Source organism: Pseudomonas sp., from assembly GCF_051660785.1.
In the GTDB taxonomy this organism is placed as follows: Bacteria; Pseudomonadota; Gammaproteobacteria; order Pseudomonadales; family Pseudomonadaceae; genus Aquipseudomonas.
In genome coordinates this window covers 12,582-36,498 of the sequence record NZ_JBOFQE010000070.1, presented here as the reverse complement: position 1 = coordinate 36,498, position 23,917 = coordinate 12,582, and the positions used below count along the sequence as shown (strand labels likewise).

The window sequence follows — 23,917 nt, the reverse complement described above, 5'->3', positions numbered from 1 at the left end:
GAGCCTGCTCGCGATAGCGGTGTATCAGTACCTGCAACGCTGAATGACACACCGCAATCGCGAGCAGGCTCGCTCCCACAGGGGATTTGCGTTGCTGATCTATCTGTGGAACGGGACTGTTGCAAAGTGTGTCTAGACTGTCATGGTCCCCAAAGAGTGAAAAAAAATGACAACCCCCACCGCTATTCCAGCGCATTACACAGGCGAAGAGCGCAGCAAGCGCATCTTCGCGATTGTCGGTGCCTCGTCCGGCAACCTGGTCGAATGGTTCGACTTCTACGTCTACGCCTTTTGCGCGATTTATTTTGCGCCGGCCTTTTTCCCGTCGGATAACCCGACCGTGCAGTTGGTCAACACTGCCGGCGTATTCGCCGCCGGGTTCCTGATGCGACCGATTGGCGGCTGGATTTTCGGCCGGGTCGCGGACAAGCACGGGCGCAAGAATTCGATGCTGATCTCGATTCTGATGATGTGCTTCGGTTCGTTGCTCATCGCCTGCCTGCCGACCTACAAGGACATTGGCGTCTGGGCGCCGATCATGCTGCTGTTCGCCCGCTTGCTGCAGGGCCTGTCGGTGGGTGGCGAATACGGCACCACCGCGACCTACATGAGCGAAGTCGCCCTCAAGGGCCAGCGCGGTTTTTTTGCCTCGTTCCAGTACGTGACGCTGATTGGCGGGCAACTGTTGGCGGTGTCGCTGGTGGTGGTCCTGCAACAGTTCCTCACCGAAGATGACCTGCGTGCCTACGGCTGGCGGATACCGTTTGTGGTCGGCGCCGCCGCTGCATTGATCTCGCTGTTCCTGCGTCGTTCGCTCAAGGAAACCACCAGCAAGGAAATGCGCGACAACAAGGACGCCGGCAGCATCCGTGCGTTGTTCCGCGATCACAAGGCAGCCTTTATTACCGTGCTCGGCTACACCGCCGGTGGCTCGCTGATTTTCTACACCTTCACCACGTACATGCAGAAGTACCTGGTGAACACCGCCGGCATGCACGCCAAGACCGCCAGCTACATCATGACCGGGGCGCTGTTCCTTTATATGTGCATGCAGCCGTTGTTCGGCATGCTCGCGGACAAGATCGGCCGCCGTAACTCGATGCTGTGGTTCGGGGCATTGGGTACGCTGTGCACCGTGCCGATTCTGCTCAGCCTGAAAAGTGTCAGCAGTCCGTTCCTGGCTTTTGTGCTGATTACCGTGGCGCTGGCCATCGTCAGTTTCTACACCTCGATCAGTGGCCTGGTAAAAGCCGAAATGTTCCCGCCGGAAGTGCGCGCACTGGGTGTCGGCCTGGCGTATGCAGTGGCCAACGCAATCTTCGGTGGTTCGGCGGAATACGTTGCCCTGAGCCTGAAAGCCGTGGGCATGGAAAACTCCTTCTACTGGTACGTGACGGTGATGATGGCGGTGGCGTTCCTGTTCAGCCTGCGCCTGCCGAAACAGGCCAAGTACTTGCACCACGACCTTTGATTCATCCGCGTGGGCTCACCGGCCCACGCCTTCAAGGATTGTTTATGAACCAGCGACCGGGCAATCAATTGTTCGATGCCTATTTCACGACCCGCGACATGCGTGACGTGTTCTGCGATCAGGGCCGGGTTCAGGGCATGCTTGATTTCGAAGCGGCACTGGCCCGGGCAGAGGCGCGGGTGGGCTTGATTCCGCAATCGGTTGTCGCTTCGATCGAAGCGGCATGCCGGGCCGAACATTACGACTTTGCTGCCCTCGGCGAGGCGATTGCCACGGCGGGCAATTCGGCGATTCCGCTGGTCAAGGCGTTGGGTAAACAGATCGCGACCAACGCTGCCGAAGCCGAGCGCTATGTGCATCTGGGCGCGACCAGTCAGGACGTGATGGACACCGGTCTGGTGCTGCAACTGCGCCGCGCACTGGAGCTGATCGAAAGTGATCTGGCGCAACTGGGCGAAACGTTGGCGACCCAGGCGTTACGCTTCGTCGCCACACCGCTGGCCGGACGCACCTGGTTGCAGCACGCCACGCCCGTCACCCTCGGCATGAAAATCGCCGGTTGGCTGGGCGCCGTCACCCGCAGTCGACAACGTCTGCAAGAACTCAAGCCGCGCCTGCTGGTGCTGCAATTCGGCGGCGCCTCCGGAACACTGGCGGCCCTTGGCGAACAGGCGATGCCGATTGCCGAAGCGCTGGCCGAAGAGTTGCAACTGACGTTGCCGGATCAACCCTGGCACACCCAGCGTGATCGCCTTGTGGAATTCGGCGCCGCACTCGGTTTGATCGCCGGCAGCCTCGGCAAACTCGGCCGCGACATCAGCCTGTTGATGCAGACCGAGGCCGGCGAAGTGTTCGAACCTTCGGCGCCGGGCAAGGGCGGTTCTTCGACCATGCCGCACAAACGCAACCCCGTCGGCGCCGCCGTGCTGATCGGTGCGGCGACCCGGGTTCCCGGTTTGCTCTCGACCCTGTTCAGCGCCATGCCTCAGGAACACGAGCGTAGCCTGGGCCTGTGGCATGCCGAGTGGGAAACCCTGCCGGAGATTTGCTGCCTGGTGTCGGGCAGCCTCAAGCAAGCGTTGCTGGTGGCGGATGGCCTGGAAGTGGACGCCGATCGCATGGCCCGCAACCTCGACCTGACTCAGGGCCTGGTGCTGGCGGAAGCGGTGAGCATCGTGCTCGCGCAGCGGGTCGGTCGCGACACTGCGCACCATCTGCTGGAGCAATGCTGCAAACGTGCGGTGGCCGAGCAACGGCATCTGCGAGCAGTCCTCGGCGACGAGCCGCAAGTGACCGCCGAGCTTTCTGCTGCTGAACTCGATCGTCTGCTGGACCCCGCCCATTACCTCGGTCAGGCCCATGCCTGGGTCGAGCGCGCGGTGGCTGAACATTCTGCGTTGACTGCCTGAAGGAGATTGCTGTGGCTTTCGTACAACTCGCCGAGGGCGAACTGAACTACCAATTTGATGGCCCTGCGGATGCGCCGGTGCTGGTGCTGTCCAACTCGCTGGGCACCGACCTGCACATGTGGGACGCGCAAATCGCCGCGTTCTCCGAGCATTTCCGGGTGCTGCGTTTCGACACCCGTGGTCACGGCCAATCGCTGGTCACGCCGGGGCCGTACAGCATCGAGCAACTGGGCCATGACGTGCTGGCCTTGCTGGATGCGTTGCACATCGAAAAGGCGCATTTCTGCGGCCTGTCCATGGGCGGTTTGATCGGCCAGTGGCTGGGCGTCAATGCTGGCGATCGATTGAACAAACTGGTGGTGTGCAACACCGCCGCGAAAATCGGCGATCCGTCGGTGTGGAACCCACGGATCGAAACCGTGCTGCGTGACGGTTCGGCCGCCATGGTCGCCTTGCGCGATGCGTCAATTGCGCGCTGGTTCACTGCTGACTTTGCAGAATCGAATCCTGCTGCCGCGAAGAAGATTACCGACATGCTCGCGGCCACTTCGCCTGAAGGTTATGCCGCCAATTGCGCCGCCGTGCGTGATGCCGACTTCCGTGATCAGTTGTCCTCGATCAAGGTGCCGCTGCTGGTCATCGCCGGCACCGAAGACGCGGTCACGCCGCCGTCCGGTGGGCACTTTATTCAGGAGCATGTGCAGGGCGCCGAGTACGCCGAGTTCTATGCCGCACACCTGTCCAACGTCCAGGCCGGCGCTGATTTCAGCGACCGTGTGCTGGCGTTCCTGTTGGCTCATTAAGGGGATTGTTGTGGACGAAAAACAACGTTACGACGAGGGCCTGAACGTCCGCCGTGCGGTCCTCGGCGATGCCCACGTCGACCGCAGCCTGAATGCGCTGACCGAGTTCAACTCGGAGTTTCAGGAAATGATCACCCGCCACGCGTGGGGTGACATCTGGACCCGTCCGGGCTTGCCGCGCCATACCCGCAGCCTGATCACCATCGCGATGCTGATCGGCATGAACCGCAACGAAGAACTCAAACTGCATCTGCGCGCCGCCGCCAACAACGGCGTGACCCGCGGCGAGATCAAGGAAGTGATCATGCAGAGCGCGATCTACTGCGGTATCCCGGCAGCCAATGCGACGTTCCATCTGGCGGAGTCAGTTTGGGATGAGCTTGGCGTCGAATCCCGGGAGTGATCCCTTGGGTTTTACATCGATTGAGCTGACGTCATCGCGAGCAGGCTCGCTCCCACAGTGATCCAGTGTGAACGCAAATTATGCATTCACTAAAAATCCCCCTGTGGGAGTGAGCCTGCTCGCGATGGCGGTGGTTCAGCCTGCATCAATGCTGAATGTCAAACCGCCATCGTGAGCAGGCTCACTCCTACAGGGTTATACCGTGGCGACAATGAAGATCCGCTTGAACGGAAACAGCGTGCGCCCATCGCTCTCATGGGGGTATTGCGCATGCACCCGCATCATGAAGTGATAAATGAACCGCGCCTGTTCGTTATCCTTCAAGCCTTGCATCACCGCCCGCAAGGCCGAGACCTTGATCCAGTCATAGATCGGCGACTTGCCGTCGACGACTTGCAGCTGCTCGGTCTCCCAGATATCCAGTGTCCGGGTGAGCGGTGAAAGCAATCGGTGGTAATTTTCCAATGACAGCAACGGCCGCGCAGCCATCGTCTCGCGCCACTGCGGGGAGCCGAGCGGTTTACCATCGGAGCCGCCTTCGTTGAGGGTGTCGAGCATCAGTTCATACCACACCGCATCCCGCCAGTCGGGCATGTGCGCCGCCAGACAACCGCCCGGGTTGAGATAGCCGAGCAAGCGCGGCAGGAGCTGTTCGTGACCGTCGATGAAGTGCAGCACGGCGGCGGCAAAGAGCAGATCGGCGGGTTGTTCCGGCTGCCAGTTCTGTAGATCGCACTGCTTCCACTGCGCCTTGATCGGCAAGCATCGGGCCTCCCCAAGCATCTGCTCCGAACTGTCGATACCCATCAAGTGCGCGCGTGGCCAGCGCTTTGCCAGCGCTTGCGTCGCGATGCCGGTACCACAGCCGAGGTCGTAGATGCGTTTGGGGTTTTCAAGGTCGACGCGGTCGAGTAGCTCGTTTACCGGTCGTTGGCGAAGACGCGAGAATTGCTGGTAGGCCTTGGCGTCCCAGTCACGGTTAACGGGAACCGGATCGAGTTTAGGGGGCATGAGGTTATCCTCTCTGTCCATGAGTTGTCGGTGAGTGACTAGGCACCTGCATCCGACTTTTTTATTTCACCATAGATACCGTTCCACAACTTGATTCGGTGTTCGATAGCGTCAATGGCGGCCTTTAATGCTTTTTCCCGCTGGTCTGGCGTGGTGATTAATCGAGACAATATTTTTTGCGCGCCAGGACCATGGTCGCCACTGTCTACTTCGATGTGTCGATTCAGGTAGTACGCCAATTTCGGGGCCTGATTAGTATTTAGTCCCCAACGCTCTAACAGAGTCTGGAACATTTCGGGTATCGGGTCTTCCCGGCCAAAAAGAAAACTGCTGGCCACTTCGGCAGTCGAGCCCTTGCGTGCTGTCTTAATTGTGTGTTTGACGAACGTTTGTACGTACGCCGGAACCCGGGCCTGGCTAAGTGCCTTCCCTAGCGAAAAAGAGTGTGTGAATTGATTGATGAATGTATCGATTCTTTCAGTGGGTGCACTGACTTCAGCCATTGCGTCGAGGTACAGGCAGAAATGACTGGCCGGGCGGCCATCATGGCCAATATCCGATTCTTCGCCGGTAATGATTTCATTGATGAGGCGGGCGCTGTCTTCATTCTGCACCGGTATCCAGGGTAGCTCGACACAGGTGAAGTCGCGTTGCAGACGTTTAGCCAGGCTCATGAAGTCCCACACTGCAAATACGTGGTGACTCATAAACAGTCTGACGTGTTCGACCGAACGAATAGCGCCATAAAGCGGATGTTGGGCTAATCGATCCTGATAAGGTCCGAGTTCTTTTTCAAACATGGATTGCGTCCTTGCACAAAAGAGCTGTAAAGAGGGCGTGCAGCACTGTGTTAAATGACATTGCTCGGTTGACGAAGGTATGCGAATAGCCGTGACCATGCTTTAGGTGAAGGCAGCATCAATCCGGTATCTTTCTTGTAATGGCGCCATTCATCACCAAATATGGATTCAAGACGTTTATCCATGTGCCATGTGCCGATATACATATAGATCGTGGCCCCGATCGAAAAGAGTAACGTGTCGTACGTCATGATTGGGTGGGCCCAGAAAAACAGCATTAAAAAAGTATGGTGGGGAAAGCGTACGTAACGTTTGATACCCTGTATTTGCATTCGATAGGGCGCGGGGATTTTTTGTCCTCTCAATTTGGCAATTAACTGGTGAGCGCCGAGCCATTGCCAAAACGTAGAGGTATAACGAAAGCAATAAATGGTCAACCCCAATAGAGTCACCATCGATAACGCTGCAAAGTGAAACAGTGGGCTTCCCGGTATCAGGACATAGATGTAGTGCCCTGAGGGCTGCCAGTAGTAAATGCCAAGAGCCAGGGTGGCGGCGGAAAAGACGCACATCCCAATATTCCAGCTCCATTCCGGAAAAAATACTTCGTAAAGTTTCATCGCCGGTCGGGTAGTAAGACAGGAGTGAACGATGCCATAAGAGGCCATGATAATTACGTCGAGCTGCCACCAGTTCATAGTGTTTCCTTCCGTGGTTGAAACTGCTGAATATTACTTCTGGCAGATTCTAGAAGTCCGATGGGAAGGACGCTACTGTAAAAACTAACAGGTTTTAAGTTCTTTTAATGATAGTGTGACACACAATTCGTTATAACTTGATCAAGTTGCGATAATCAGCTGCTCTCCGCTATTTTTGAATAGGCCACTTCCGGTGTGGCCTGTGTCCGGGTTCTGTGGAATGCGGTTACAACAAACTGATCGGATAGCTGACGATCAACCGGTTCTCGTCGAACTCGTTGTTGCTGAAGTCCCTGCGTATGGTCGAGTTGCGCCATTTGACGTTGAGGTCCTTGAGCGCGCCGCTCTGCACGGTGTAGCCCAGTTCGCTTTCGCGGCCCCATTCCTTGCCGTTGGTAATGGCGCCGGTGTGCACGTTATCGCCGCTGATGTAGCGGTTCATCAGGGTCAGGCCGGGAATGCCGAGGGCGACGAAGTTGTAGTCGTGGCGCAGCTGCCAGGATTTTTCCCGGGCGTTGTCATAACTGGCGTTGTAGCTGTCGTTGGCCAGGGTGCCGCCGCTGGTGCCGTTGACCCGCATCCAGGCGCTGTCACCGGTGAGCTTTTGCAGGCCGACGTAAAAGGTGTGGCCGCCGTACTTGGCCGAGAACAGGCCCGACCAGGTCTTGTTGTCCAGCTCGCCAGCCCGGGCGCTGCCGTCATCCTTGCCATAGAAGAAACCGAGGTTGGCGCCCAGGGTCCAGTCGCCGATGGGCTGGCTGTGAATCAGGTTTACGTATTGCTGGCTGTAAATGTCCTTGAGTTCGGCGTTCCACAGGCCGATCTGGGTGCGTTTGTCGTTGAAGGCGTATTCGCCGCCCTGGAAGTTGAAGCGGTCGGAGGTGAAGGTGGGTTTTCCAGTCATCGACAGGTCGTTCATGCTGCTGTCGTCGCGCGGGCTGTTGGCGCGGAACTGGCCACCGTAGAGCGTCAGACCGGATATCTCTTTCGAGGTGATCTGGCCGCCACGGAAGGTTTGCGGCAGGGAGCGACCGTCGTCCGAGCGCAGGATCGGCAGCACCGGCATCCATTCGCCCACCTTGACTTCGGTCTGCGACAGCTTGGCCTTGAACGCCACGTTGGTTCGACCGAAGTTGTCTGCGGGGCGGCCGTCGTGATCCAGCGGCAGTAACTGCGTTCCGCCCGTGCCTTTGCCGCCGTCGAGCTTTACCGAATACAAGCCCAGCACGTCCATGCCGAAGCCGACGGTGCCCTGGGTGAAGCCGGATTTGGCGTCGAGAATGAAACTTTGCGTCCACTCTTCAGCCTTGCCCTGGGCCTTGGTCGGGTTGGTGAAGTTACGGTTGATGTAGAAATTACGCAGGTTCAGGTTGACCTTGGCGCCTTCGACAAAACCCGATTCCTCGGCCATGGCGGGCAGGGCCGTGCCAGCCAGGGCGATGGCGATCAGGCTTGGGAAGTAATACTGCGCGTTGGTAGGCGTCATGGGCTCGGGTCTCTCTAATTGTTAGGGATGAAGCGGGGCGCTGCCGCGACGTTGGGGTCGCAGACTAAGGATTCGAATGGATGAAAAACGGGAGCGGGATCAGCCGGACAGGGCAGGGCGCGGGAACATGGTGTCGAACCTGATGTTATTGGTCTTGTTCGACGAATGGTGCGGGGAATGGACTGGATGGTTCAATCGGGAAAAGCGGGTTTTGGGCGGTTATCGAACGTATGTTTGCTCAAGGTTTGCGTCGTATGTGCCGGCCTCATCGCGAGCAGGCTCGCTCCCACAATGGTCATTCGGTGTGCATGCGATTGTTGGCAAACACAGATCCCCTGTGGGAGCGAGCCTGCTCCGGGCGGCGTTCCGACGATGGCGTTAGACCAGACACCACAACCTTTCCCACAGCCAACAAAAAGCCCACCAAAAGGTGGGCTTCGTGTTTAAAACACCGCTATCAGAACATCCTCATCTTCGGCGCTTCTTCTTTCTGTGGCTCGACTTTCGCCGTCTGCGCGTTCCAGCCGCCACCCAGTGCCTTGTACAGATTGACCGCACTGACCAGCTGCGCCAGACGATCCGTGATCAGCACTTGTTGCGCACTGAACAGCTGACGCTGGGCGTCGAGGAAGGTCAGGTTGCTGTCGACACCGATACGGTAGCGACGCTCGGCCAGGCGGTAGTAGTCCTGGTTGGCGGTGACGAAATCACGCTGCGCCTGCAACTGATCGGTGTAGGTCTGGCGGGCGGCCAGGCCGTCGGCGACTTCCTGGAAGGCCGTTTGAATGGACTTCTCGTAGTTCGCTACACCGATGTCTTTCTGGATTTTCGAGTAATCCAGGCTGGCGCGCAGGCTGCCGGCGTTGAAGATCGGCAGGTTGATCTGCGGCTGGAACAACCAGGTGCCCGAACCGCCCTTGAACAGGCCGGACAGGTCCGGGCTCAGGGTGCCGGCGTTGGCGGTCAGGCTGATGCTCGGGAAGAACGCCGCCCGTGCCGCGCCGATGTTGGCGTTGGCTGCTTTCAGGTTGTACTCGGCCTGGAGAATGTCCGGACGACGTTGCAGCAGGTCCGATGGCAGACCGGCCGGTACATCGCTCAGCAGGTCGTCAGCCAGCGGCTTGGCCGCTTGCAGATTGGCCGGGATGCCGGTGCCGAGCAGCAGCACCAGGCTGTTTTCATCCTGCGCGACCTGACGGGTGTACCTGGCCAGTTGTGCCCGGGCGTTTTCCACCGAGGTACGCGACTGGGCCAGGTCCAGGGCCGAGGCGACACCGACTTCGTTGCTGCGCGCGGTGAGCTTGTAGCTCTCCTCGAACGCACCGAGGGTGTCCTGGGTCAGTTTCAGCAGTTCCTTGTCGGCCTGCCAGGTCAGGTAGGCGTTGGCCACGCTGGCCACCAGACTGATCTGCGTGCTGCGACGGCCTTCTTCAGTGGCGAAGTACCTTTGCAGGGCTTCTTCACTGAGGCTGCGAACCCGACCGAACAGGTCGAGTTCATAAGCGCTGATGCCGACCGTGGCCGAGTAGGAACTGGTGATGCCGGCTTGACCGGTCTGCGACATGTCAGCCGGAACGCGCTGACGGCTGCCGGTGCCATTGGCTGAAACAGCCGGGAAAAGATCGGCACGCTGGATGCGGTACTGCGCCGCGAACGCGTCGATGTTCAGGGCCGCAACGCGCAGGTCACGGTTGTTTTCCAGCGAGACCTGGATCAGCTGTTGCAGGGCCGGGTCGTGGAAAAACTGCTTCCAGCCCTGCTCCGCGGCGGCCTGTGCAGGCGCCTGGTTCGGCGAATACGCCGGGCCCTGCGGGTATTGCGCTGCCACCGGAGCTTCAGGTTGCTGATAATCGGGAATCAGCGAGCAGCCGCTCAGCACGAAGGCGGCGACGGCGATGGAGAGTAGCGACTTGCTCATTAGCCAGCCTCTTTAGAAGGTTCAATAGCGTCGTCCTGATCGGCGGTTTTGCGCTGACCCATGGACGAAACGGTGACGAAAAACAGGGGGACCCAGAAGATCGCCAGGACCGTGGCGGTGATCATACCGCCAATAACGCCCGTACCGATTGCATGTTGGCTACCTGAACCGGCGCCCGTGGAAATCGCCAGCGGTACCACGCCGAGGACGAAGGCGAGCGAGGTCATGATGATCGGTCGCAAACGCATCCGGCACGCTTCGATCGCCGCATCGCGCAGGCTGCGCCCTTGCTCATGCAGTTCCTTGGCGAATTCGACGATCAGAATGGCGTTTTTCGCCGCCAGACCGATGGTCGTCAACAGGCCCACCTGGAAGTACACGTCGTTGGACAGGCCACGCAGGCTGGTCGCCAGCAGCGCACCGATGATCCCCAGCGGCACCACCAGCATCACCGCGATCGGGATCGACCAGCTTTCGTACAGCGCCGCCAGGCACAGGAACACCATCAGCAGCGACAATGCGTACAACGCCGGCGCTTGCGAGCCGGACAGCCGTTCTTCGTACGACAGACCGGTCCAGGAAATACCCACACCCGCCGGCAGTTTCTGCGCGATGGCTTCGACTTCGGCCATCGCTTCGCCGGTGGAATAGCCAGGCGCCGGGGAGCCGAGGATTTCCACCGCTTCGACGCCGTTGTAACGGGCCAGTTTCGGCGAACCGTAGATCCACTCTCCCTTGGCGAAGGCGGTGAACGGAACCATGGTCCCGGCGCTGTTGCGCACGTACCACTTCTTCAGGTCTTCAGGGCTCATACGCGCACCCGGCTGACCTTGCACGTAAACCTTCTTCACCCGACCACGGTCGATGAAGTCGTTCACATAGCTACTACCCAAGGCAATCGACAGGGTGTTGTTGATGTCGGCGATGGTAATGCCCAGCGCACTGGCCTTCTCGTCGTCGATTTCCAACTGGTATTGCGGCTCGTCGTTCAGACCGTTCGGGCGCACTTGCGTCAGCACTTTGCTTTGCGCCGCCATGCCGAGGAACTGGTTACGGGCAGCCATCAGCTTTTCGTGACCGATACCGGCGCGGTCTTGCAGGAACACGTCGAAACCGGTGGCGTTACCCAGTTCCAGTACCGCCGGTGGCGCGAACGCGAACACCATGGCGTCACGGAAGGTGAAGAAGTGCTGTTGGGCACGGCCGGCGACTTTGAACACGTTGTTGTCGGCGTTACGTTCTTCCCACGGCCTCATCATGATGAACGCCATACCCGAACTCTGGCCACGGCCGGCAAAGTTGAAGCCGGTCACGGTAAACACCGAGTTCACCGCATCGCCTTCACCGCCATCCTTGCCGGGACGCAGCAGGTATTCACGCATCTGGTCCACGACAACCTGGGTGCGCTGGGCCGTCGAGCCGGCAGGGGTTTGCACCTGGGCGAACAGTACACCCTGGTCTTCTTCCGGCAGGAACGCCGTTGGAATGCGGGTGAACAGCCAAATCATGCCAACCACAATGATGAGGTACGCCAGCAGGTACGGCGCCTTGTGCGTGAGCATGTTGCCCACGCCGCGCTCGTAACTGCGGACGCCACGGTCGAAATTGCGGTTGAACCAGCCGAAGAAGCCGCGTTTCGGTGTGCCGTGCTCGCCTTTTGGAATCGCCTTGAGCATGGTGGCGCACAGGGCTGGAGTGAAGATCAGCGCGACCATCACCGACAGCGCCATGGCCGAAACGATGGTGATCGAGAACTGTTTGTAGATCACACCGGTGGAGCCGCTGAAGAACGCCATCGGCAACAGTACGGCCGATAGCACCAGGGCGATACCGACCAGCGCACCCTGGATCTGCCCCATGGATTTCTTGGTGGCCTCCTTGGGTGACAGGCCTTCTTCGCTCATGACCCGTTCGACGTTTTCCACCACGACGATGGCATCGTCCACCAGCAAACCGATGGCCAGCACCATACCGAACATGGTCAGGGTGTTGATGCTGAAACCGAACGCCGCGAGGATCCCGAACGTACCGAGCAATACCACCGGCACGGTCATCGTGGTGATGACGGTGGCGCGGAAGTTTTGCAGGAACAGGAACATCACCAGGAACACCAGCACGATCGCTTCGACCAGGGTTTCAACCACACCCTTGATCGACTCGGTCACCACCGGGGTTGTGTCGTACGGGAACACCACTTCCATGCCTTCCGGGAAGAACGGCTTGAGGGTGTCGATGGTCTTGCGCAGGGCTTTCGCCGTATCGAGGGCGTTGGCGCCGTTGGCCAGTTTCACCGCCAGACCGGAAGCCGGGGCGCCGTTGAACTGGGCGTTGATGCTGTAGTTCTCGCCACCCAGACCAACGTCGGCGACATCTCGCAAGCGAACCTGGGAGCCGTCCTTGTTGACCTTGAGCAGGATCTTGTCGAATTGCTCAGCGGTCTGCAGGCGGGTCTTGCCGATGATCGTCGCGTTCAGCTGCGTGCCGGGCATGGCAGGCAGGCCGCCGAGCTGGCCGGACGATACCTGGACGTTTTGCGCGGCGATGGCGGTTTTGACGTCGATCGGGGTCAGGTTGAAGTTGTTCAACTTGGCCGGGTCGAGCCAGATACGCATGGCGTACTGGGAACCGAACACCTGGAAGTCGCCCACACCGGCGGTCCGCGAGATCGGGTCCTGCATGTTGGACACGATGTAGTTGGACAGGTCGTCCTTGGTCATGCTGCCGTCACGCGAGACCACGCCGATCACCAGCAGGAAGTTCTTCACGGCCTTGGTGACGCGGATACCTTGCTGCTGCACTTCTTGCGGCAGCAGCGGGGTGGCCAGGTTCAGCTTGTTCTGGACCTGAACCTGCGCGGTATCGGAGTTGGTGCCTTGCTCGAAGGTGGCGGTGATGGTCATGGTGCCGTCGGAGTTACTTTCCGAGGACACATAACGCAGGTTGTCGATACCGTTGAGCTGCTGTTCGATCACCTGAACCACGGTGTCCTGCACGGTTTGCGCAGAAGCGCCCGGGTAGGCCACGGAGATGGCGATCGCCGGAGGCGCAATGCTCGGGTATTGGTTGATCGGCAGTTTGAGAATCGATAGTGCTCCGACCAGCATGATCACCAGGGCAATGACCCAGGCGAAAATCGGACGGTCGATAAAAAATTTCGACATGATTTACTCCCCTTTGCCGCTGGAAGCCTTGTCAGCTGCCTGTGCGGGGGCCGGGTTCTTAGCGGGAACGTTAGTCGCTTCACTGGCTTTGACTTCGACACCAGGTTTGACGAATTGCAGTCCTTCGGTGATCAGGCGATCGCCAGCCTTCAGGCCGTCTTCGATCAGCCATTGGCTGCCGACGGTGCGGCTGGCCTTGAGCTGACGCAGTTCGACCTTGTTGTCGGCACCCACGACCAGTGCGGTCGGTGTGCCTTTAAGGTCGCGGGTCACGCCTTGTTGCGGCGCCAGGATTGCGGCGGCGTTCACACCGGCTTTGAGCTGAGCGTGCACGAACATGCCTGGAAGCAGCGTGTGATCAGGGTTTGGGAATACCGCACGCAAGGTCACGGAACCGGTGGTCTGGTCTACCGAGACCTCGGAGAACTCGAGCTTGCCTTCCTGCTTGTACTGGCTACCGTCTTCGAGGGTCAGCTTGACCGCCGCTGCCGTGTCGCCAGCCTTTTGCAGCCGACCACTTTCCAGTTCGCGACGCAGTTCAAGCAGCTCGACCGACGACTGGGTAACGTCAACGTAAATCGGGTCGAGTTGCTGGATCACCGCCATGGCATCGGTCTGACCGTTGCTGACCAGCGCGCCCTCGGTCACGTTCGAGCGGCCAATGCGGCCGGAAATCGGCGCGTAGACCTTGGTGTAGCGCACATTGATCTGGGCGGTTTGCAGCGCGGCTTCCGATTGCATGCGGTTGGCCACGGCCGTGTCGTATTCCTGACGACTGACAGCCTGTTCGTTGACCAACTGCTTGTAGCGATCAGAGATCGACTTCGTCTGTTGCAGGTTGGCCTCGGCGCTTTTCAGCGTAGCGTCATAGACCGACGGATCGATCTGATACAGCTGCTGGCCGGCCTTGACGTCGCCGCCTTCCTTGAACAGACGCTTGAGAATGATGCCGTTGACTTGTGGGCGTACCTCGGCAATGCGGAACGCACTTGTACGCCCCGGAAGCTCGGACGTCAGGGTGAACGCTTGAGGTTGCAGGGTGACCACGCCGACCTGAGGAGGCGGTGCGGCGGGTGCCGCTTCTTCCTTTTTGCATCCGCTGAGCAGTGATGCCAGGGCGACGGCGGCGACCAGAGCGGTAACAGCTGGCTTGAATTGCATGAAAATCCTCGGGTCAGGCGCGCAAGAAACGCACTAGAAATGTGTAAGGGTAAAAAATGAGTGCCGGGTGGATAAGTAGCTTGCTAAGGAATATACTTACGTTCATGGTTGTTTGTAAACACCTTGACTGCGTATCCACCCCGTTACCAACGCCCGTCAAAGGTTCGAATTGTAAGCCGGGGACGAGACCCGAGAGCGCTCGCCCCACTTTTGTTCAGCGGTTGTTCAGTCATCGCTGATGCATCCTGATTGAGGTTTTACTGCCATGGTCCGTCGTACCAAAGAGGAAGCTCAGGAAACTCGCAGCCAGATACTCGAAGCGGCAGAGAAAGCCTTTTATGAAAGGGGCGTGGCGCGTACGACGCTGGCGGACATCGCGACCCTTGCCGGCGTGACCCGCGGAGCCATCTACTGGCATTTCAGCAATAAGGCAGATTTGGTGCAGGCCATGCTGGATACCTTGCATGAGCCGCTGGATGAAATGGCCAGGGCCAGTGAAAGCGAAGATGAACTCGATCCGCTGGGCTGCATGCGCAAATTGCTGATTCATTTGTTTCATCAAGTTGCCCTGGACCCGAAAACCCGACGCATCAATGAGATTTTGTTTCATAAGTGCGAATTCACCGATGAAATGTGCGACCTGCGTCAGCAGCGCCGAGAGGTCAGCCTCGATTGCAACGTGCGAATTGCCCTGGCCCTGAGTAATGCAGTGAATCGGGGGCAAATGCCCGAGGACCTCGACACGGCCCGCGCGGCCATCAGCCTGCACGCCTACATCGATGGCATGCTGTATCAGTGGCTATTGGCCCCCGACAGTTTTCAACTGCACACCGAAGCCGAGCGTTGGGTAAATACAGGGTTGGACATGCTGCGCTTGAGCCCCAGCCTGCGCAAATGAACAAAATGCGTAATTGGATCCGGTGATGTCAACCATAAAGGCGGGCGTTGGCCCCTTCAATGCTTGCCTTGTTGCAATGGGGTGCTTTTATATACGCACGCTCGCCAGGATGAAAGATAGCGAACTCCGTATTTTGTAGGGATTTTGTGTCGAACGTGTGAAGCCGTGTGAGCAACTCCGGCGCAATAAAAAGCCCCGGCTCTTTCGAGTCGGGGCTTTTGCATTTCAAGGGGGACGCTTACATCACTGGGTAGTCGATGTAGCCGACCGGGCCCTTGGCGTAGAACAGCTCAGGACGCGCTTCGTTAAGCGGCGCATCAGCCTTCAAACGCGCCGGCAGGTCCGGGTTGGCAATGAACGGCACGCCAAAGGCGACCGCATCGGCCTTGCCGCTGGCCAGCCAGGCGTTGGCGCTGTCCTTGGTGAAGCGCTCGTTGACGATGTACGGGCCGCCGAAGGCTTCTTTGAGTTGTGGGCCAAGGCTGTCGCCGGCTTCTTTCTCGCGGGAGCAAATGAACGCGATGCCACGTTTGCCCAGTTCGCGAGCGACGTAGGTGAATGTCTCGGCCAGGTTGTCGTCGCCCATGTCATGGGAGTCGGCACGCGGAGCCAGGTGAACACCAACGCGGCCAGCGCCCCATACTTCGATTGCTGCGTCGGTCACTTCCAGCAACAGGCGTGCACGGTTTTCCAGGGAGCCACCGTAGTGGTCGGTGCGCTGGTTGGTGCTGCTTTGCAGGAACTGGTCGAGCAGGTAACCGTTGGCACCGTGGATTTCCACGCCGTCAAAACCGGCGGCCTTGGCGTTCTCGGCACCGGTGCGGTAGGCGTCGACGATGTCGGCGATTTCTGCGGTTTCCAGAGCCCGCGGCGTCGGGTAGTCGGCCAATGGGCGAACCAGGCTGACATGACCTTTCGGCTGGATGGCGCTCGGTGCGACCGGCGCTTCGCCGTTCAGGTACGACTCGTGGGAAACCCGGCCCACGTGCCACAGTTGCAGGAAGATTTTGCCACCGGCACCGTGGATCGCTTTGGTCACGTTAGACCAGCCACGCACCTGGTCGTTGGACCAGATGCCCGGGGTGTCCGGGTAGCCAACGCCCATCGGCGTGACCGACGTGGCCTCGCTCAGGATCAGGCCGGCCGAGGCGCGTTGCACGTAATATTCAGCCATCAGCGCGTTCGGCACACGGCCTTCATCGGCGCGGCAGCGGGTCAGCGGCGCCATGATGATGCGGTTGGCCAGCTCGATGTCGCCCAGTTTGATTGGATCGAAAATAGTCGTCATTTCAGTACAACCCTCGTGAGGTATCAGTTAGTCGCAGGAGCCAGCTCGGGATTACCGCGCTGACGGAAAGTAATCAGGGTCACCAGCAGGGCGAGTACCGCCAATGCTGCTGCCGCGAGTGGAACGCTGGTCAGGCCGAAGCCGTGGGCGATGACGCTGCCGCCGACCCAGGCACCCAAGGCGTTGCCGATGTTGAAAGCGCCGATGTTCAGGGTCGACACCAGGTTCGGCGCGGCCTTGCCGTAAGTCACCACGTTCACTTGCAGGGCGGGCACGGCGGCGAAGCACGCGGTGGCCCAGAGGAACAGGGTGATTTCGGCAGGGATCAGGGCGACGCTGGTCCAGGTCAGTACGGTCGAGATCACGGCCATCGAGATGAAGACGCCGATCAGCGTCGCGGCCAGGCCTTTGTCGGCCAGCTTGCCGCCGATGATGTTGCCGACCGTCAGGCCCAGGCCGATGAGCATCAGCGTCCAGGTCACGCCTTTGGGCGAGACGCCGGTGACATCACCGAGCAGCGGGGCGACATAGGTGAACAGGGTGAATACCGACGCCGCGAACAGCGCCGTCATGCTCAGGGACAACCAGATCCCGGCACCTTTGAGGGCGCGCAGTTCGGCGCGCATGTCGAGTTTCTCTTCATCGCGCTTGGCCGGCAGGAAGCGGATCAGGCCGATCAGCGCGATCACACCAATCACGGTCACTGCCCAGAAGGTCGAGCGCCAGCCGGCTTCCTGACCGAGTGCGGTGCCCAGCGGCACGCCGAGCACGTTGGCCAGGGTCAGGCCGGTGAACATCAAGGCTACGGCGGATGCGCGTTTGTTCGCTGGAACCAGGCCTGCCGCCACCACCGAACCGATGCCGAAGAACGCACCGTGGCAGAGGGCGGTGACCACACGGGCAAACATCAGCACGTTGTAGTCGGTGGCCATGGCACAGAGCAGATTGCCGATGATGAAAATGCCCATCAACGCTACCAGTGCAGCCTTGCGCGGCAGTTTGGCGGTGGCCAGTGCCATGAACGGCGCACCGATGGCCACGCCCAGGGCGTAACCGGTCACCAGCCAGCCAGCGCCGGGAATCGACACGCCGAGGTCCGCCGCCACATCGGGCAGCAGGCCCATGATGACGAACTCGGTGGTGCCGATGGCGAAGGCGCTCAAGGCCAGAATGAGTAGCGAGAGGGGCATTGTTTAATTCCTTGTCGGAGCGCTGAGCTCCTTGACGATGGCTGTGAGGAACGCCTGGATCACGTCCTCGTTGCGTTTGAAAAAGTGCCATTGACCGGCTTTCTGGCTGCTGATCAGTCCGGCACGTTGCAAGTTCGCCAGATGGGCGGACACGGTCGACTGCGACAGGCCGCAGCGTTGATCGATCTGTCCGGCGCAAATGCCGTACTCGTGGTTGTGGATCTGTTCCGGGAACTGGGTCTTGGGGTCTTTCAGCCAGGTGAGAATGTCTCGGCGTACTGGGTGTGCCAGGGCTTTTATTATTTCGTCGAGGTCGATGTTCATGGGTTTGGGCTCGTGATGAGTAAAACGCTATATCGCGATGAGGCGAACTTTAAATCGCTACTTCGCGATATACCAATATGATTTTGGTCTGATGACTGTGTATTTCGGTATATCGGGTTATAACGATACGTTGGCTGTAATCATACAAAGGGGCAGTGCTAAGCTGCGCCCATGAACTATCTCGCACATCTTCACCTCGGTGGCCAGCGCCCCGGTCAATTGCTCGGCAGTCTGTATGGCGATTTCGTCAAGGGTCGCCTGCAAGGGCAGTTCGACCCGGAGATCGAAGCGGCCATCCAGCTGCATCGCAGCATCGACGTGTTTACCGACCGCCACCCGTTGGTGGATACCTCGTTGTCGCGTTTTTCCATCACTCGCCGGCGATACGCGGGGATCGTGCTCGACGTGTTTTTCGACCACTGCCTGGCGCGGGACTGGACGCTTTACTCGGACCAGCCACTGGAGCGGTTCACCTCGGATGTGTATCGGGTGCTGTCGGCCGAGCCGCAATTGCCGGAACGGTTGGCGAAGATCGCGCCGCACATGGTGGCGCATGACTGGCTGGGTTCTTATCAGGAGTTCGAAGTGCTGGAGCAGGTATTGCGGGGGATTTCCCGGCGGTTGACCCGGCCTGAGGAACTGGCGGGGGCGATGCAGGAGTTGCGGGTGTTGTATGAACCGCTCAGTGAGGATTTCCGGCTGTTCTATCCACAGCTTCAGGATTTCGCCGAAAACTATCCAACAACATAGATCCCTGTGGGAGCGAGCCTGCTCGCGATAGCGGTGTATCAGTCCACATCAAGGTGGATGACACACCGCTATCGCGAGCAGGCTCACTCCCACAGGGAATTGTGTTTCTTCAGTGGGATATGTGTCAGGCCGCGATTGCGGGACGCAGCGGTTCCGGTTGCGCCTGAGGAATCGCCCCAAACAACGCCTTCTGCACCGCCTGCTGTGCCTCGAACGCCAGCGCCGCTCGCTCGCGGCCTTCGCAAGCGATCGGCTTGAGCACTTTGATTTCCACTTCCCCGCGATCATTGGCGAACAAGCGCATCAAGTGCGACAGCAAATCATCATCGCCAATGAACGGCGCCAGCGAATCGAGTTCGCCGTCACGCAGATAACGAATCGCCACTGGCTGCAGCTTCACTTCGGAATCAATCGCCGCTGACAGCAAGCGCCCATGAAAGGTACGCAATGAACGTCCATTGGTGGTGGTGCCTTCCGGAAACATCAGCAGCGGATGTTCCTGCGCCAGGTGGCGCGTCATCTGTTTGCGAATCAGCTGGCTGTCACCCGACCCGCGACGGATAAACAGGCTGCCGGCCTTGGCCGCCAGCCAACCAGCGACCGGCCAGGTGCGCACTTCGGCCTTGGACAGAAACGACATCGGCGTGAGCATGCCCAGCAACGGAATGTCGGTCCAGGACACGTGATTGCTGACCCACAGCATCGGCTCTTTCGGCAGCTCACCGTGGACTGTCACGCGAAAGGGCAGGGCGTTACTCAACCGTGCCATGAAAAATCGTGACCAGCGCTGGCGACGGACCATCGAATGAGCAATGCCCAATCGCTCAAATAACCCAAACACGCTGGCCATGCTCAAACCCAGCGCGACCACTACCAACACTCGCGCAATCCGCGCGTACACCCGCAACCGGCTCATTACACAGCCGCCTTGAAGTGCTTGGCATAACGCGGGCAGAGCTCGTCGCGTTTGAGCAGGATAAACACGTCGGCGACCTGGAAGTCTTCGTCCCAGCAGGGCTCGCCGCAGATCTTCGCGCCCAGACGCATATAGGCCTTGAGCAGCGGCGGCATTTCGGCGATCACGTTGGACGGGATGTCCAGCACCGGCAGCGGTTTCTTCGGTTCGGCTCGCAGGTGTTCGGTGCACAGGTAACGTTCGCGCAGGCGCTGCATGATCGCGTGGGCCTGAATTCCGCCGTCCTGCATCGGGATGCTCGCGCAACCCATCAGGTAGCTGTAGCCACCCTGATTCAGGACTTCGGCCAGTTCACCCCAGAGCACGGCGATGGTGCCGCCGTTGCGGTAGGCCGGGTCGACGCAGGTACGACCAATTTCCAGGATCGGGCCCTTCAAATGCACCAGGCCATGTAGGCTGAATTCTTCTTCGCTGTAGAACTTGCCCAGGCTGCTGGCTGCCGTGTGATCCAGCAAACGGGTGGTTGCCACCAGCCGCCCGGTGTTCAGGTCACGCACGCCGATGTGGGCGCAGTGAACATCATAGTCATCCATGTCCAGACCCAGCTCCGCGCCTTTGAGCTTGGCGTTGAACTCGCCGCTGAAGACGTTGAAGCGCAAGGCCTGGGCTTCCTGCAATGCCTCGGCGCCCACCAGGCGTTCGGCTTGCAGGCGGCGTTCATTGCCGGTGTCGCTGATGCGGGCGATCTGAGTCATTGGGAATCTCCGTGCGGGCTGTTCACCCGTCTTGGGTTGCAAGCCGATCGACTTTCTTTATGCAGCCGTGTTGTGCAAAGTCAGGCTATGTAGCCCCGGTGTCATCGCCATGAAGCTTTGGTGATGCTTATATGACAGCCCACAAGGAGCCTCTTATGCCCTGGCAAAACCTGTTAAACCGCTGCGATCGCCTGCCCGCCAACCCGGACCTGGCGGAGGGTTTCGCGACCTTGTTGCACACGTTGGGCACGGTCACGCCCTTCGAACTGGCGGTGGTCGGCGGGCGGTTGATGGCGACGCCGGGGCTGGCGTTTCTGGTGGGGTATCAGGCGGCGTTGCGCATGCTCTGGCCGAGCGCGCCGCTGAGCCTCGGTGCGATGTGTGCCACCGAACAGCGCAGTCTGCGAGTGGCGGACATGCAGACCCGCCTGAGCGATTTGCGCGTGAGCGGGCGCAAGGATTTCGTCACTGCTGGCGATGCAGCCGACTGGCTACTGATCGCCGCGCGCAGTGAGGCGCCCGGCGAAAGCCCGCGGCTGAGTCTGGCGGTGGTCTATCCCGGTGAACCGGGCGTGCGCCTGGAGAAACTCCCGGCGATCCCGTTGATGCCGGACATTAGCCACGGTCGGTTGTTTCTGGAAAATGCCCAGTGTGAATTGCTGGCGGGGGATGGCTGGGATGCCTACGTCAAACCGTTTCGCACGCTGGAAGACATTTATGTACTGAGCGCGATGACGGCGTGGCTGTACGGGGTGGGGCAGGACAGTGACTGGCCGCAAGCCCTGCAACTGCGCTTGCTGGCGCTGCTGGCCGGGTGCGCGGAAGTCAGTCGGCAGGCGCCGAACAATCTGGCCGGGCATATCCTGCTGGGGGGATTGTTTGCGCAGTTCGACGGGCTCAAGGTTGAGATCAATCAGGCATTGGCCGATGGACCGACACACTGGGCGACGATGTGGCAGCGCGATCAGACGGTGATGGATTTGGCGGCGGGGGCGCGGGGGAAGCGGTTGGCCAAAGCACTCGCGGGATCTTCGCTGAGTTGACCGGCCTCATCGCGAGCAGGCTCGCTCCCACAGGAGGCGGTGGTGTGACACAGATGGTGAGCAACACACAATCACTGTGGGAGCGAGCCTGCTCGCGATGGCCGCATCACTGGCAACACAAATCCAAAACTGTCATCAACCTCGACTAGGCTCACCAAGCCAATCCCTCCGAGCCCCCGCCATGTTCAAAGGCTTGTCCCTGACTTTCATGCTGTTGCTCAGCCTCACGGCCTACGCCGAAACCTGGCCCGCCGAGCAATGGTCGACCGCTTCGACGGTCACCGGCCCAGCACTTCAAGCCCTGGAAACCTACGCCTTCCCACTCCGCGACGACACCACCCGACAAGGCGTCCGCACCGATGCCTTGCTGGTGATCCGCGACGGCCAATTAATCTACGAACGCTACGCCGGCTCGACCAAAGCCGACACTCCCCACCTGACCTGGTCCATCAGCAAAAGTCTGATGGCCACGGTCCTCGGTGTCGCCTATGGCGAAGGCCTTTTCAAACTCCAGGACCCGGCGCTGAAGTTTTATCCGCCGCTGGCAAAACACCCGGCGATCACCCTGGCCGACCTGCTGCACTGGGCCTCAGGCCTGGACTGGCAGGAAGACTACGAATACGCACCGTTGAAGTCCTCGGTGGTGGCCATGCTCTACACCCGTGGTCATCACGACATGGCGGCGTTCACCGCCGATCACGACGAATACGCGCGGCCAGGTCAGGCCTTTCGCTATTCCAGCGGTGACACAAACCTGTTGTCCGCAGCGCTGAAAAACATCGTCGGCCCGGCACGTTATCCGGACTACCCATGGACAGCGCTGTTCGAGCCGCTGGGGATTCGCCAAGCCGTCTGGGAAACCGATGCCACCGGCACCTTCGTCGCTTCCTCATATGCCTACCTGACCGCCCGGGACCTGGCGCGCGTCGGTCTGTTGATGGCGCGCGACGGTCGCTGGGGGGATCGACAACTGCTGCCCAAAGACTGGGTCGCCTTCAACCGTGAGCCCTTCGCCCGCTATCAAGCCAATCAGGACGATGCGGTTCCCGGCGGTCATTGGTGGCTCAACCGTGCGGTGGACGGTGCCGTCCGACCCTGGCCTGATGCGCCTGCCGACACCTTTGCCGCACTGGGTCATTGGGGTCAGGCGATGTACGTGATCCCCAGCGAAAACCTGGTGATCGTGCGTTACGGCGATGACCGCGATGAGCGCTACCAGCACAACGAGTTGCTCAAGCTTGCGCTCAAGGCATTTGCCGGGAAGGTGCAGCCATGAGCCGCCGCAGTTTTGTACGTCGTCGACCCTTCAGCACGCTGTTGCTGGTATTGCTGGTCGCCTTGCCTGGATGGATCTGGCAGGAGCGGGTGGCGCTGTGGGCGTTCCCGGACATCATCAGCGCCTACACCGCCAAGGAGTATTGCTCGTGCCGGTATGTGATGGGCAATCAAACCGAGTACTGCCACAGCTATGTGAAACAGTGGCTGCCCACCAGCGGGTTCACCGATGACCCCGGCAGCAAACGCGTGACCGTCAGCGGCATGGGCCGCAGCAACAGCGCGCAATGGATCGGCGAACACCAAGGCTGCCGCCTGCTACCCTAAGTGCGCTGAAATTTCTTGTGCTGTAGGGCTGTTGTGGCGAGGGGGTTTACCCCCGTTGGGTCGCGAAGCGGCCCCATTCGATTTATCAGTCAGACCGTGTTTTCAGGTTTTACGACTGCTGCGCTGCCGAACGGGGGTAAACCCCCTCGCCACAATAGTCCGGTGTCAGTGATGGACAGTTTGCATCTGGCTCACGGGCGGTTAAGGTTCATGCACGTTTATTTTCAGCACGAGTCTCTATGTTCAAGCGGTCCCTCTCCAAAACCCTCGCCTTCCTGATGCTGGCCGGCGCCTCGCTATCGGCCCAGGCCAATTGGTACCTCGACGGCGAGTCCTCGCGGCTGTCGTTCGTCAGCACCAAAAACGCCAACATCTCTGAAGTGCAGCGCTTTCTGGTGCTGCACGGCAAGGTCAGTCCCAAAGGCCTGGCCGAGGTGGAAGTCGAGATGGAATCGGTGAACAGCGGCATTCCGCTGCGTGACGAACGCATGCGCAAGGAGCTGTTCGAGATCCAGACATTCCCCGAAGCCCTGATCACCGCGCAAATCGATCTGCGCCCGATCAACGACCTTGCGCCCGGTGCCCAGCTGGAGTTGCGCTTGCCGCTGACCGTCAACCTTCACGGGAAAACCCGCGAATACAACGCCGAGCTGCTGGCGACCCGTCTCGATGACCGGCGCTTCCAGGTGGTGACCCTGGAACCGGTGGTCATCAATGCCGAAGACTTCGATCTGGCACCGGGCCTGGAACGTTTGCGCAAGGTCGCCGGCTTGTCGGCCATCAGTCTGTCGGTGCCGGTGGGTGCGGTACTGATTTTCACGGCGCGCTGA

General features: G+C 59.8%; 22 protein-coding genes. 10 read left to right on the top strand and 12 right to left on the bottom strand.

The annotated features are described in order from the left end of the window. Positions 1-166: 166 nt before the first annotated feature. Genes ACRC4F_RS18455 through pcaC form a run of 4 tightly spaced genes read left to right on the top strand, consistent with a single transcriptional unit; the run spans position 167 to position 4,086 of the window. Entirely contained in the window at positions 167-1,471 is a 1,305-nt protein-coding gene (locus ACRC4F_RS18455) for an MFS family transporter (RefSeq protein ID WP_438660643.1), read from the top strand. A gap of 44 nt (positions 1,472-1,515) precedes the next feature. After that, positions 1,516-2,880, top strand: a complete 1,365-nt coding sequence (locus ACRC4F_RS18450; protein WP_438660642.1) for a 3-carboxy-cis,cis-muconate cycloisomerase — start codon at positions 1,516-1,518, stop codon at positions 2,878-2,880. A gap of 11 nt (positions 2,881-2,891) precedes the next feature. Next, a complete protein-coding gene (gene pcaD / locus ACRC4F_RS18445) occupies positions 2,892-3,683 on the top strand; it encodes a 3-oxoadipate enol-lactonase (RefSeq protein ID WP_438660641.1) in 792 nt (263 codons plus the stop codon). 10 nt (positions 3,684-3,693) lie between these two features. Next, on the top strand, positions 3,694-4,086 hold the full coding sequence (gene pcaC, locus ACRC4F_RS18440) for a 4-carboxymuconolactone decarboxylase (RefSeq protein WP_008005892.1): 393 nt from the start codon (positions 3,694-3,696) through the stop codon (positions 4,084-4,086). 195 nt (positions 4,087-4,281) lie between these two features. On the opposite strand, the gene ACRC4F_RS18435 is transcribed toward pcaC, so the two are convergent. The 7 genes from ACRC4F_RS18435 to emhA form a co-directional block, all read right to left on the bottom strand. Continuing rightward, entirely contained in the window at positions 4,282-5,097 is an 816-nt protein-coding gene (locus ACRC4F_RS18435) for a methyltransferase domain-containing protein (RefSeq protein ID WP_438660640.1), read from the bottom strand. A gap of 38 nt (positions 5,098-5,135) precedes the next feature. Beyond that, positions 5,136-5,897, bottom strand: coding sequence for a DUF3050 domain-containing protein (locus ACRC4F_RS18430; RefSeq protein ID WP_438660639.1), 762 nt, complete (start codon positions 5,895-5,897; stop codon positions 5,136-5,138). A 50-nt stretch (positions 5,898-5,947) separates the two neighbouring features. Beyond that, entirely contained in the window at positions 5,948-6,595 is a 648-nt protein-coding gene (locus ACRC4F_RS18425) for a hypothetical protein (RefSeq protein ID WP_438660638.1), read from the bottom strand. A 226-nt stretch (positions 6,596-6,821) separates the two neighbouring features. After that, the gene (locus ACRC4F_RS18420) at positions 6,822-8,081 is read right to left on the bottom strand and encodes an OprD family porin (RefSeq protein ID WP_438660637.1); all 1,260 of its coding nucleotides are present in this window, start codon (positions 8,079-8,081) and stop codon (positions 6,822-6,824) included. A 457-nt stretch (positions 8,082-8,538) separates the two neighbouring features. Then, on the bottom strand, positions 8,539-9,999 hold the full coding sequence (gene emhC / locus ACRC4F_RS18415) for an efflux RND transporter outer membrane subunit EmhC (protein WP_438660636.1): 1,461 nt from the start codon (positions 9,997-9,999) through the stop codon (positions 8,539-8,541). Further along, positions 9,999-13,160, bottom strand: coding sequence for an efflux RND transporter permease subunit EmhB (emhB, locus tag ACRC4F_RS18410; RefSeq protein ID WP_438660635.1), 3,162 nt, complete (start codon positions 13,158-13,160; stop codon positions 9,999-10,001). Before emhB ends, emhC begins: the two co-directional genes overlap by 1 nt. 3 nt (positions 13,161-13,163) lie before the next feature. Next, positions 13,164-14,321: an efflux RND transporter periplasmic adaptor subunit EmhA gene (gene emhA / locus ACRC4F_RS18405; protein WP_438660634.1), complete on the bottom strand. Its 1,158-nt coding sequence runs from the start codon at positions 14,319-14,321 to the stop codon at positions 13,164-13,166. 265 nt (positions 14,322-14,586) lie between these two features. On the opposite strand from emhA, the gene emhR reads away from it, so the two are divergent. After that, the gene (emhR, locus tag ACRC4F_RS18400) at positions 14,587-15,219 is read left to right on the top strand and encodes an efflux system transcriptional repressor EmhR (protein ID WP_438660633.1); all 633 of its coding nucleotides are present in this window, start codon (positions 14,587-14,589) and stop codon (positions 15,217-15,219) included. A gap of 238 nt (positions 15,220-15,457) precedes the next feature. Here the strand turns inward: emhR and ACRC4F_RS18395 are convergent, their stop codons facing one another. From ACRC4F_RS18395 to ACRC4F_RS18385, 3 genes are read right to left on the bottom strand one after another with little or no spacing between them, the layout of a single operon-like run. Continuing rightward, positions 15,458-16,507 (bottom strand): alkene reductase, encoded by a 1,050-nt coding sequence (locus ACRC4F_RS18395; RefSeq protein ID WP_438660632.1) that lies wholly within the window; start codon positions 16,505-16,507, stop codon positions 15,458-15,460. A 23-nt stretch (positions 16,508-16,530) separates the two neighbouring features. Then, a complete protein-coding gene (locus ACRC4F_RS18390; RefSeq protein ID WP_438660631.1) occupies positions 16,531-17,697 on the bottom strand; it encodes an MFS transporter in 1,167 nt (388 codons plus the stop codon). Between the two features lie 3 nt (positions 17,698-17,700). Next, the gene (locus tag ACRC4F_RS18385; protein ID WP_438660630.1) at positions 17,701-18,021 is read right to left on the bottom strand and encodes an ArsR/SmtB family transcription factor; all 321 of its coding nucleotides are present in this window, start codon (positions 18,019-18,021) and stop codon (positions 17,701-17,703) included. Positions 18,022-18,192: 171 nt separating this feature from the next. On the opposite strand from ACRC4F_RS18385, the gene ACRC4F_RS18380 reads away from it, so the two are divergent. Next, on the top strand, positions 18,193-18,771 hold the full coding sequence (locus ACRC4F_RS18380; RefSeq protein WP_438660629.1) for an ACP phosphodiesterase: 579 nt from the start codon (positions 18,193-18,195) through the stop codon (positions 18,769-18,771). 124 nt (positions 18,772-18,895) lie between these two features. Here ACRC4F_RS18380 and ACRC4F_RS18375 read toward each other — a convergent pair whose 3' ends face one another. Then, entirely contained in the window at positions 18,896-19,687 is a 792-nt protein-coding gene (locus tag ACRC4F_RS18375; RefSeq protein ID WP_438660628.1) for a lysophospholipid acyltransferase family protein, read from the bottom strand. Beyond that, the gene (olsB, locus tag ACRC4F_RS18370; protein WP_208671639.1) at positions 19,687-20,442 is read right to left on the bottom strand and encodes an L-ornithine N(alpha)-acyltransferase; all 756 of its coding nucleotides are present in this window, start codon (positions 20,440-20,442) and stop codon (positions 19,687-19,689) included. Before olsB ends, ACRC4F_RS18375 begins: the two co-directional genes overlap by 1 nt. Positions 20,443-20,597: 155 nt before the next feature. On the opposite strand from olsB, the gene ACRC4F_RS18365 reads away from it, so the two are divergent. The 4 genes from ACRC4F_RS18365 (at position 20,598) to ACRC4F_RS18350 (ending at position 23,917) form a co-directional block, all read left to right on the top strand. After that, on the top strand, positions 20,598-21,485 hold the full coding sequence (locus tag ACRC4F_RS18365; protein ID WP_438660627.1) for an acyl-CoA dehydrogenase: 888 nt from the start codon (positions 20,598-20,600) through the stop codon (positions 21,483-21,485). A gap of 181 nt (positions 21,486-21,666) precedes the next feature. After that, the gene (locus ACRC4F_RS18360) at positions 21,667-22,761 is read left to right on the top strand and encodes a serine hydrolase domain-containing protein (protein ID WP_438660626.1); all 1,095 of its coding nucleotides are present in this window, start codon (positions 21,667-21,669) and stop codon (positions 22,759-22,761) included. Beyond that, positions 22,758-23,087, top strand: coding sequence for an amidase (locus ACRC4F_RS18355; protein WP_438660625.1), 330 nt, complete (start codon positions 22,758-22,760; stop codon positions 23,085-23,087). Before ACRC4F_RS18360 ends, ACRC4F_RS18355 begins: the two co-directional genes overlap by 4 nt. Before the next feature lie 239 nt (positions 23,088-23,326). Further along, positions 23,327-23,917 (top strand): YceI family protein, encoded by a 591-nt coding sequence (locus ACRC4F_RS18350; protein WP_438660624.1) that lies wholly within the window; start codon positions 23,327-23,329, stop codon positions 23,915-23,917.

Bases quoted from the DNA above. Each gene is read 5' to 3' on its own strand.
- ACRC4F_RS18455 (WP_438660643.1), top strand. From the start codon at position 167: ATGACAACCCCCACCGCTATTCCAGCGCATTACACAGGCGAAGAGCGC.
- ACRC4F_RS18450 (WP_438660642.1), top strand. From the start codon at position 1,516: ATGAACCAGCGACCGGGCAATCAATTGTTCGATGCCTATTTCACGACC.
- ACRC4F_RS18435 (WP_438660640.1), bottom strand. From the start codon at position 5,097: ATGCCCCCTAAACTCGATCCGGTTCCCGTTAACCGTGACTGGGACGCC.
- ACRC4F_RS18430 (WP_438660639.1), bottom strand. From the start codon at position 5,897: ATGTTTGAAAAAGAACTCGGACCTTATCAGGATCGATTAGCCCAACAT.
- ACRC4F_RS18425 (WP_438660638.1), bottom strand. From the start codon at position 6,595: ATGAACTGGTGGCAGCTCGACGTAATTATCATGGCCTCTTATGGCATC.
- ACRC4F_RS18420 (WP_438660637.1), bottom strand. From the start codon at position 8,081: ATGACGCCTACCAACGCGCAGTATTACTTCCCAAGCCTGATCGCCATC.
- emhC (WP_438660636.1), bottom strand. From the start codon at position 9,999: ATGAGCAAGTCGCTACTCTCCATCGCCGTCGCCGCCTTCGTGCTGAGC.
- emhB (WP_438660635.1), bottom strand. From the start codon at position 13,160: ATGTCGAAATTTTTTATCGACCGTCCGATTTTCGCCTGGGTCATTGCC.
- emhA (WP_438660634.1), bottom strand. From the start codon at position 14,321: ATGCAATTCAAGCCAGCTGTTACCGCTCTGGTCGCCGCCGTCGCCCTG.
- emhR (WP_438660633.1), top strand. From the start codon at position 14,587: ATGGTCCGTCGTACCAAAGAGGAAGCTCAGGAAACTCGCAGCCAGATA.
- ACRC4F_RS18395 (WP_438660632.1), bottom strand. From the start codon at position 16,507: ATGACGACTATTTTCGATCCAATCAAACTGGGCGACATCGAGCTGGCC.
- ACRC4F_RS18390 (WP_438660631.1), bottom strand. From the start codon at position 17,697: ATGCCCCTCTCGCTACTCATTCTGGCCTTGAGCGCCTTCGCCATCGGC.
- ACRC4F_RS18385 (WP_438660630.1), bottom strand. From the start codon at position 18,021: ATGAACATCGACCTCGACGAAATAATAAAAGCCCTGGCACACCCAGTA.
- ACRC4F_RS18380 (WP_438660629.1), top strand. From the start codon at position 18,193: ATGAACTATCTCGCACATCTTCACCTCGGTGGCCAGCGCCCCGGTCAA.
- ACRC4F_RS18375 (WP_438660628.1), bottom strand. From the start codon at position 19,687: ATGAGCCGGTTGCGGGTGTACGCGCGGATTGCGCGAGTGTTGGTAGTG.
- olsB (WP_208671639.1), bottom strand. From the start codon at position 20,442: ATGACTCAGATCGCCCGCATCAGCGACACCGGCAATGAACGCCGCCTG.
- ACRC4F_RS18365 (WP_438660627.1), top strand. From the start codon at position 20,598: ATGCCCTGGCAAAACCTGTTAAACCGCTGCGATCGCCTGCCCGCCAAC.
- ACRC4F_RS18360 (WP_438660626.1), top strand. From the start codon at position 21,667: ATGTTCAAAGGCTTGTCCCTGACTTTCATGCTGTTGCTCAGCCTCACG.
- ACRC4F_RS18355 (WP_438660625.1), top strand. From the start codon at position 22,758: ATGAGCCGCCGCAGTTTTGTACGTCGTCGACCCTTCAGCACGCTGTTG.
- ACRC4F_RS18350 (WP_438660624.1), top strand. From the start codon at position 23,327: ATGTTCAAGCGGTCCCTCTCCAAAACCCTCGCCTTCCTGATGCTGGCC.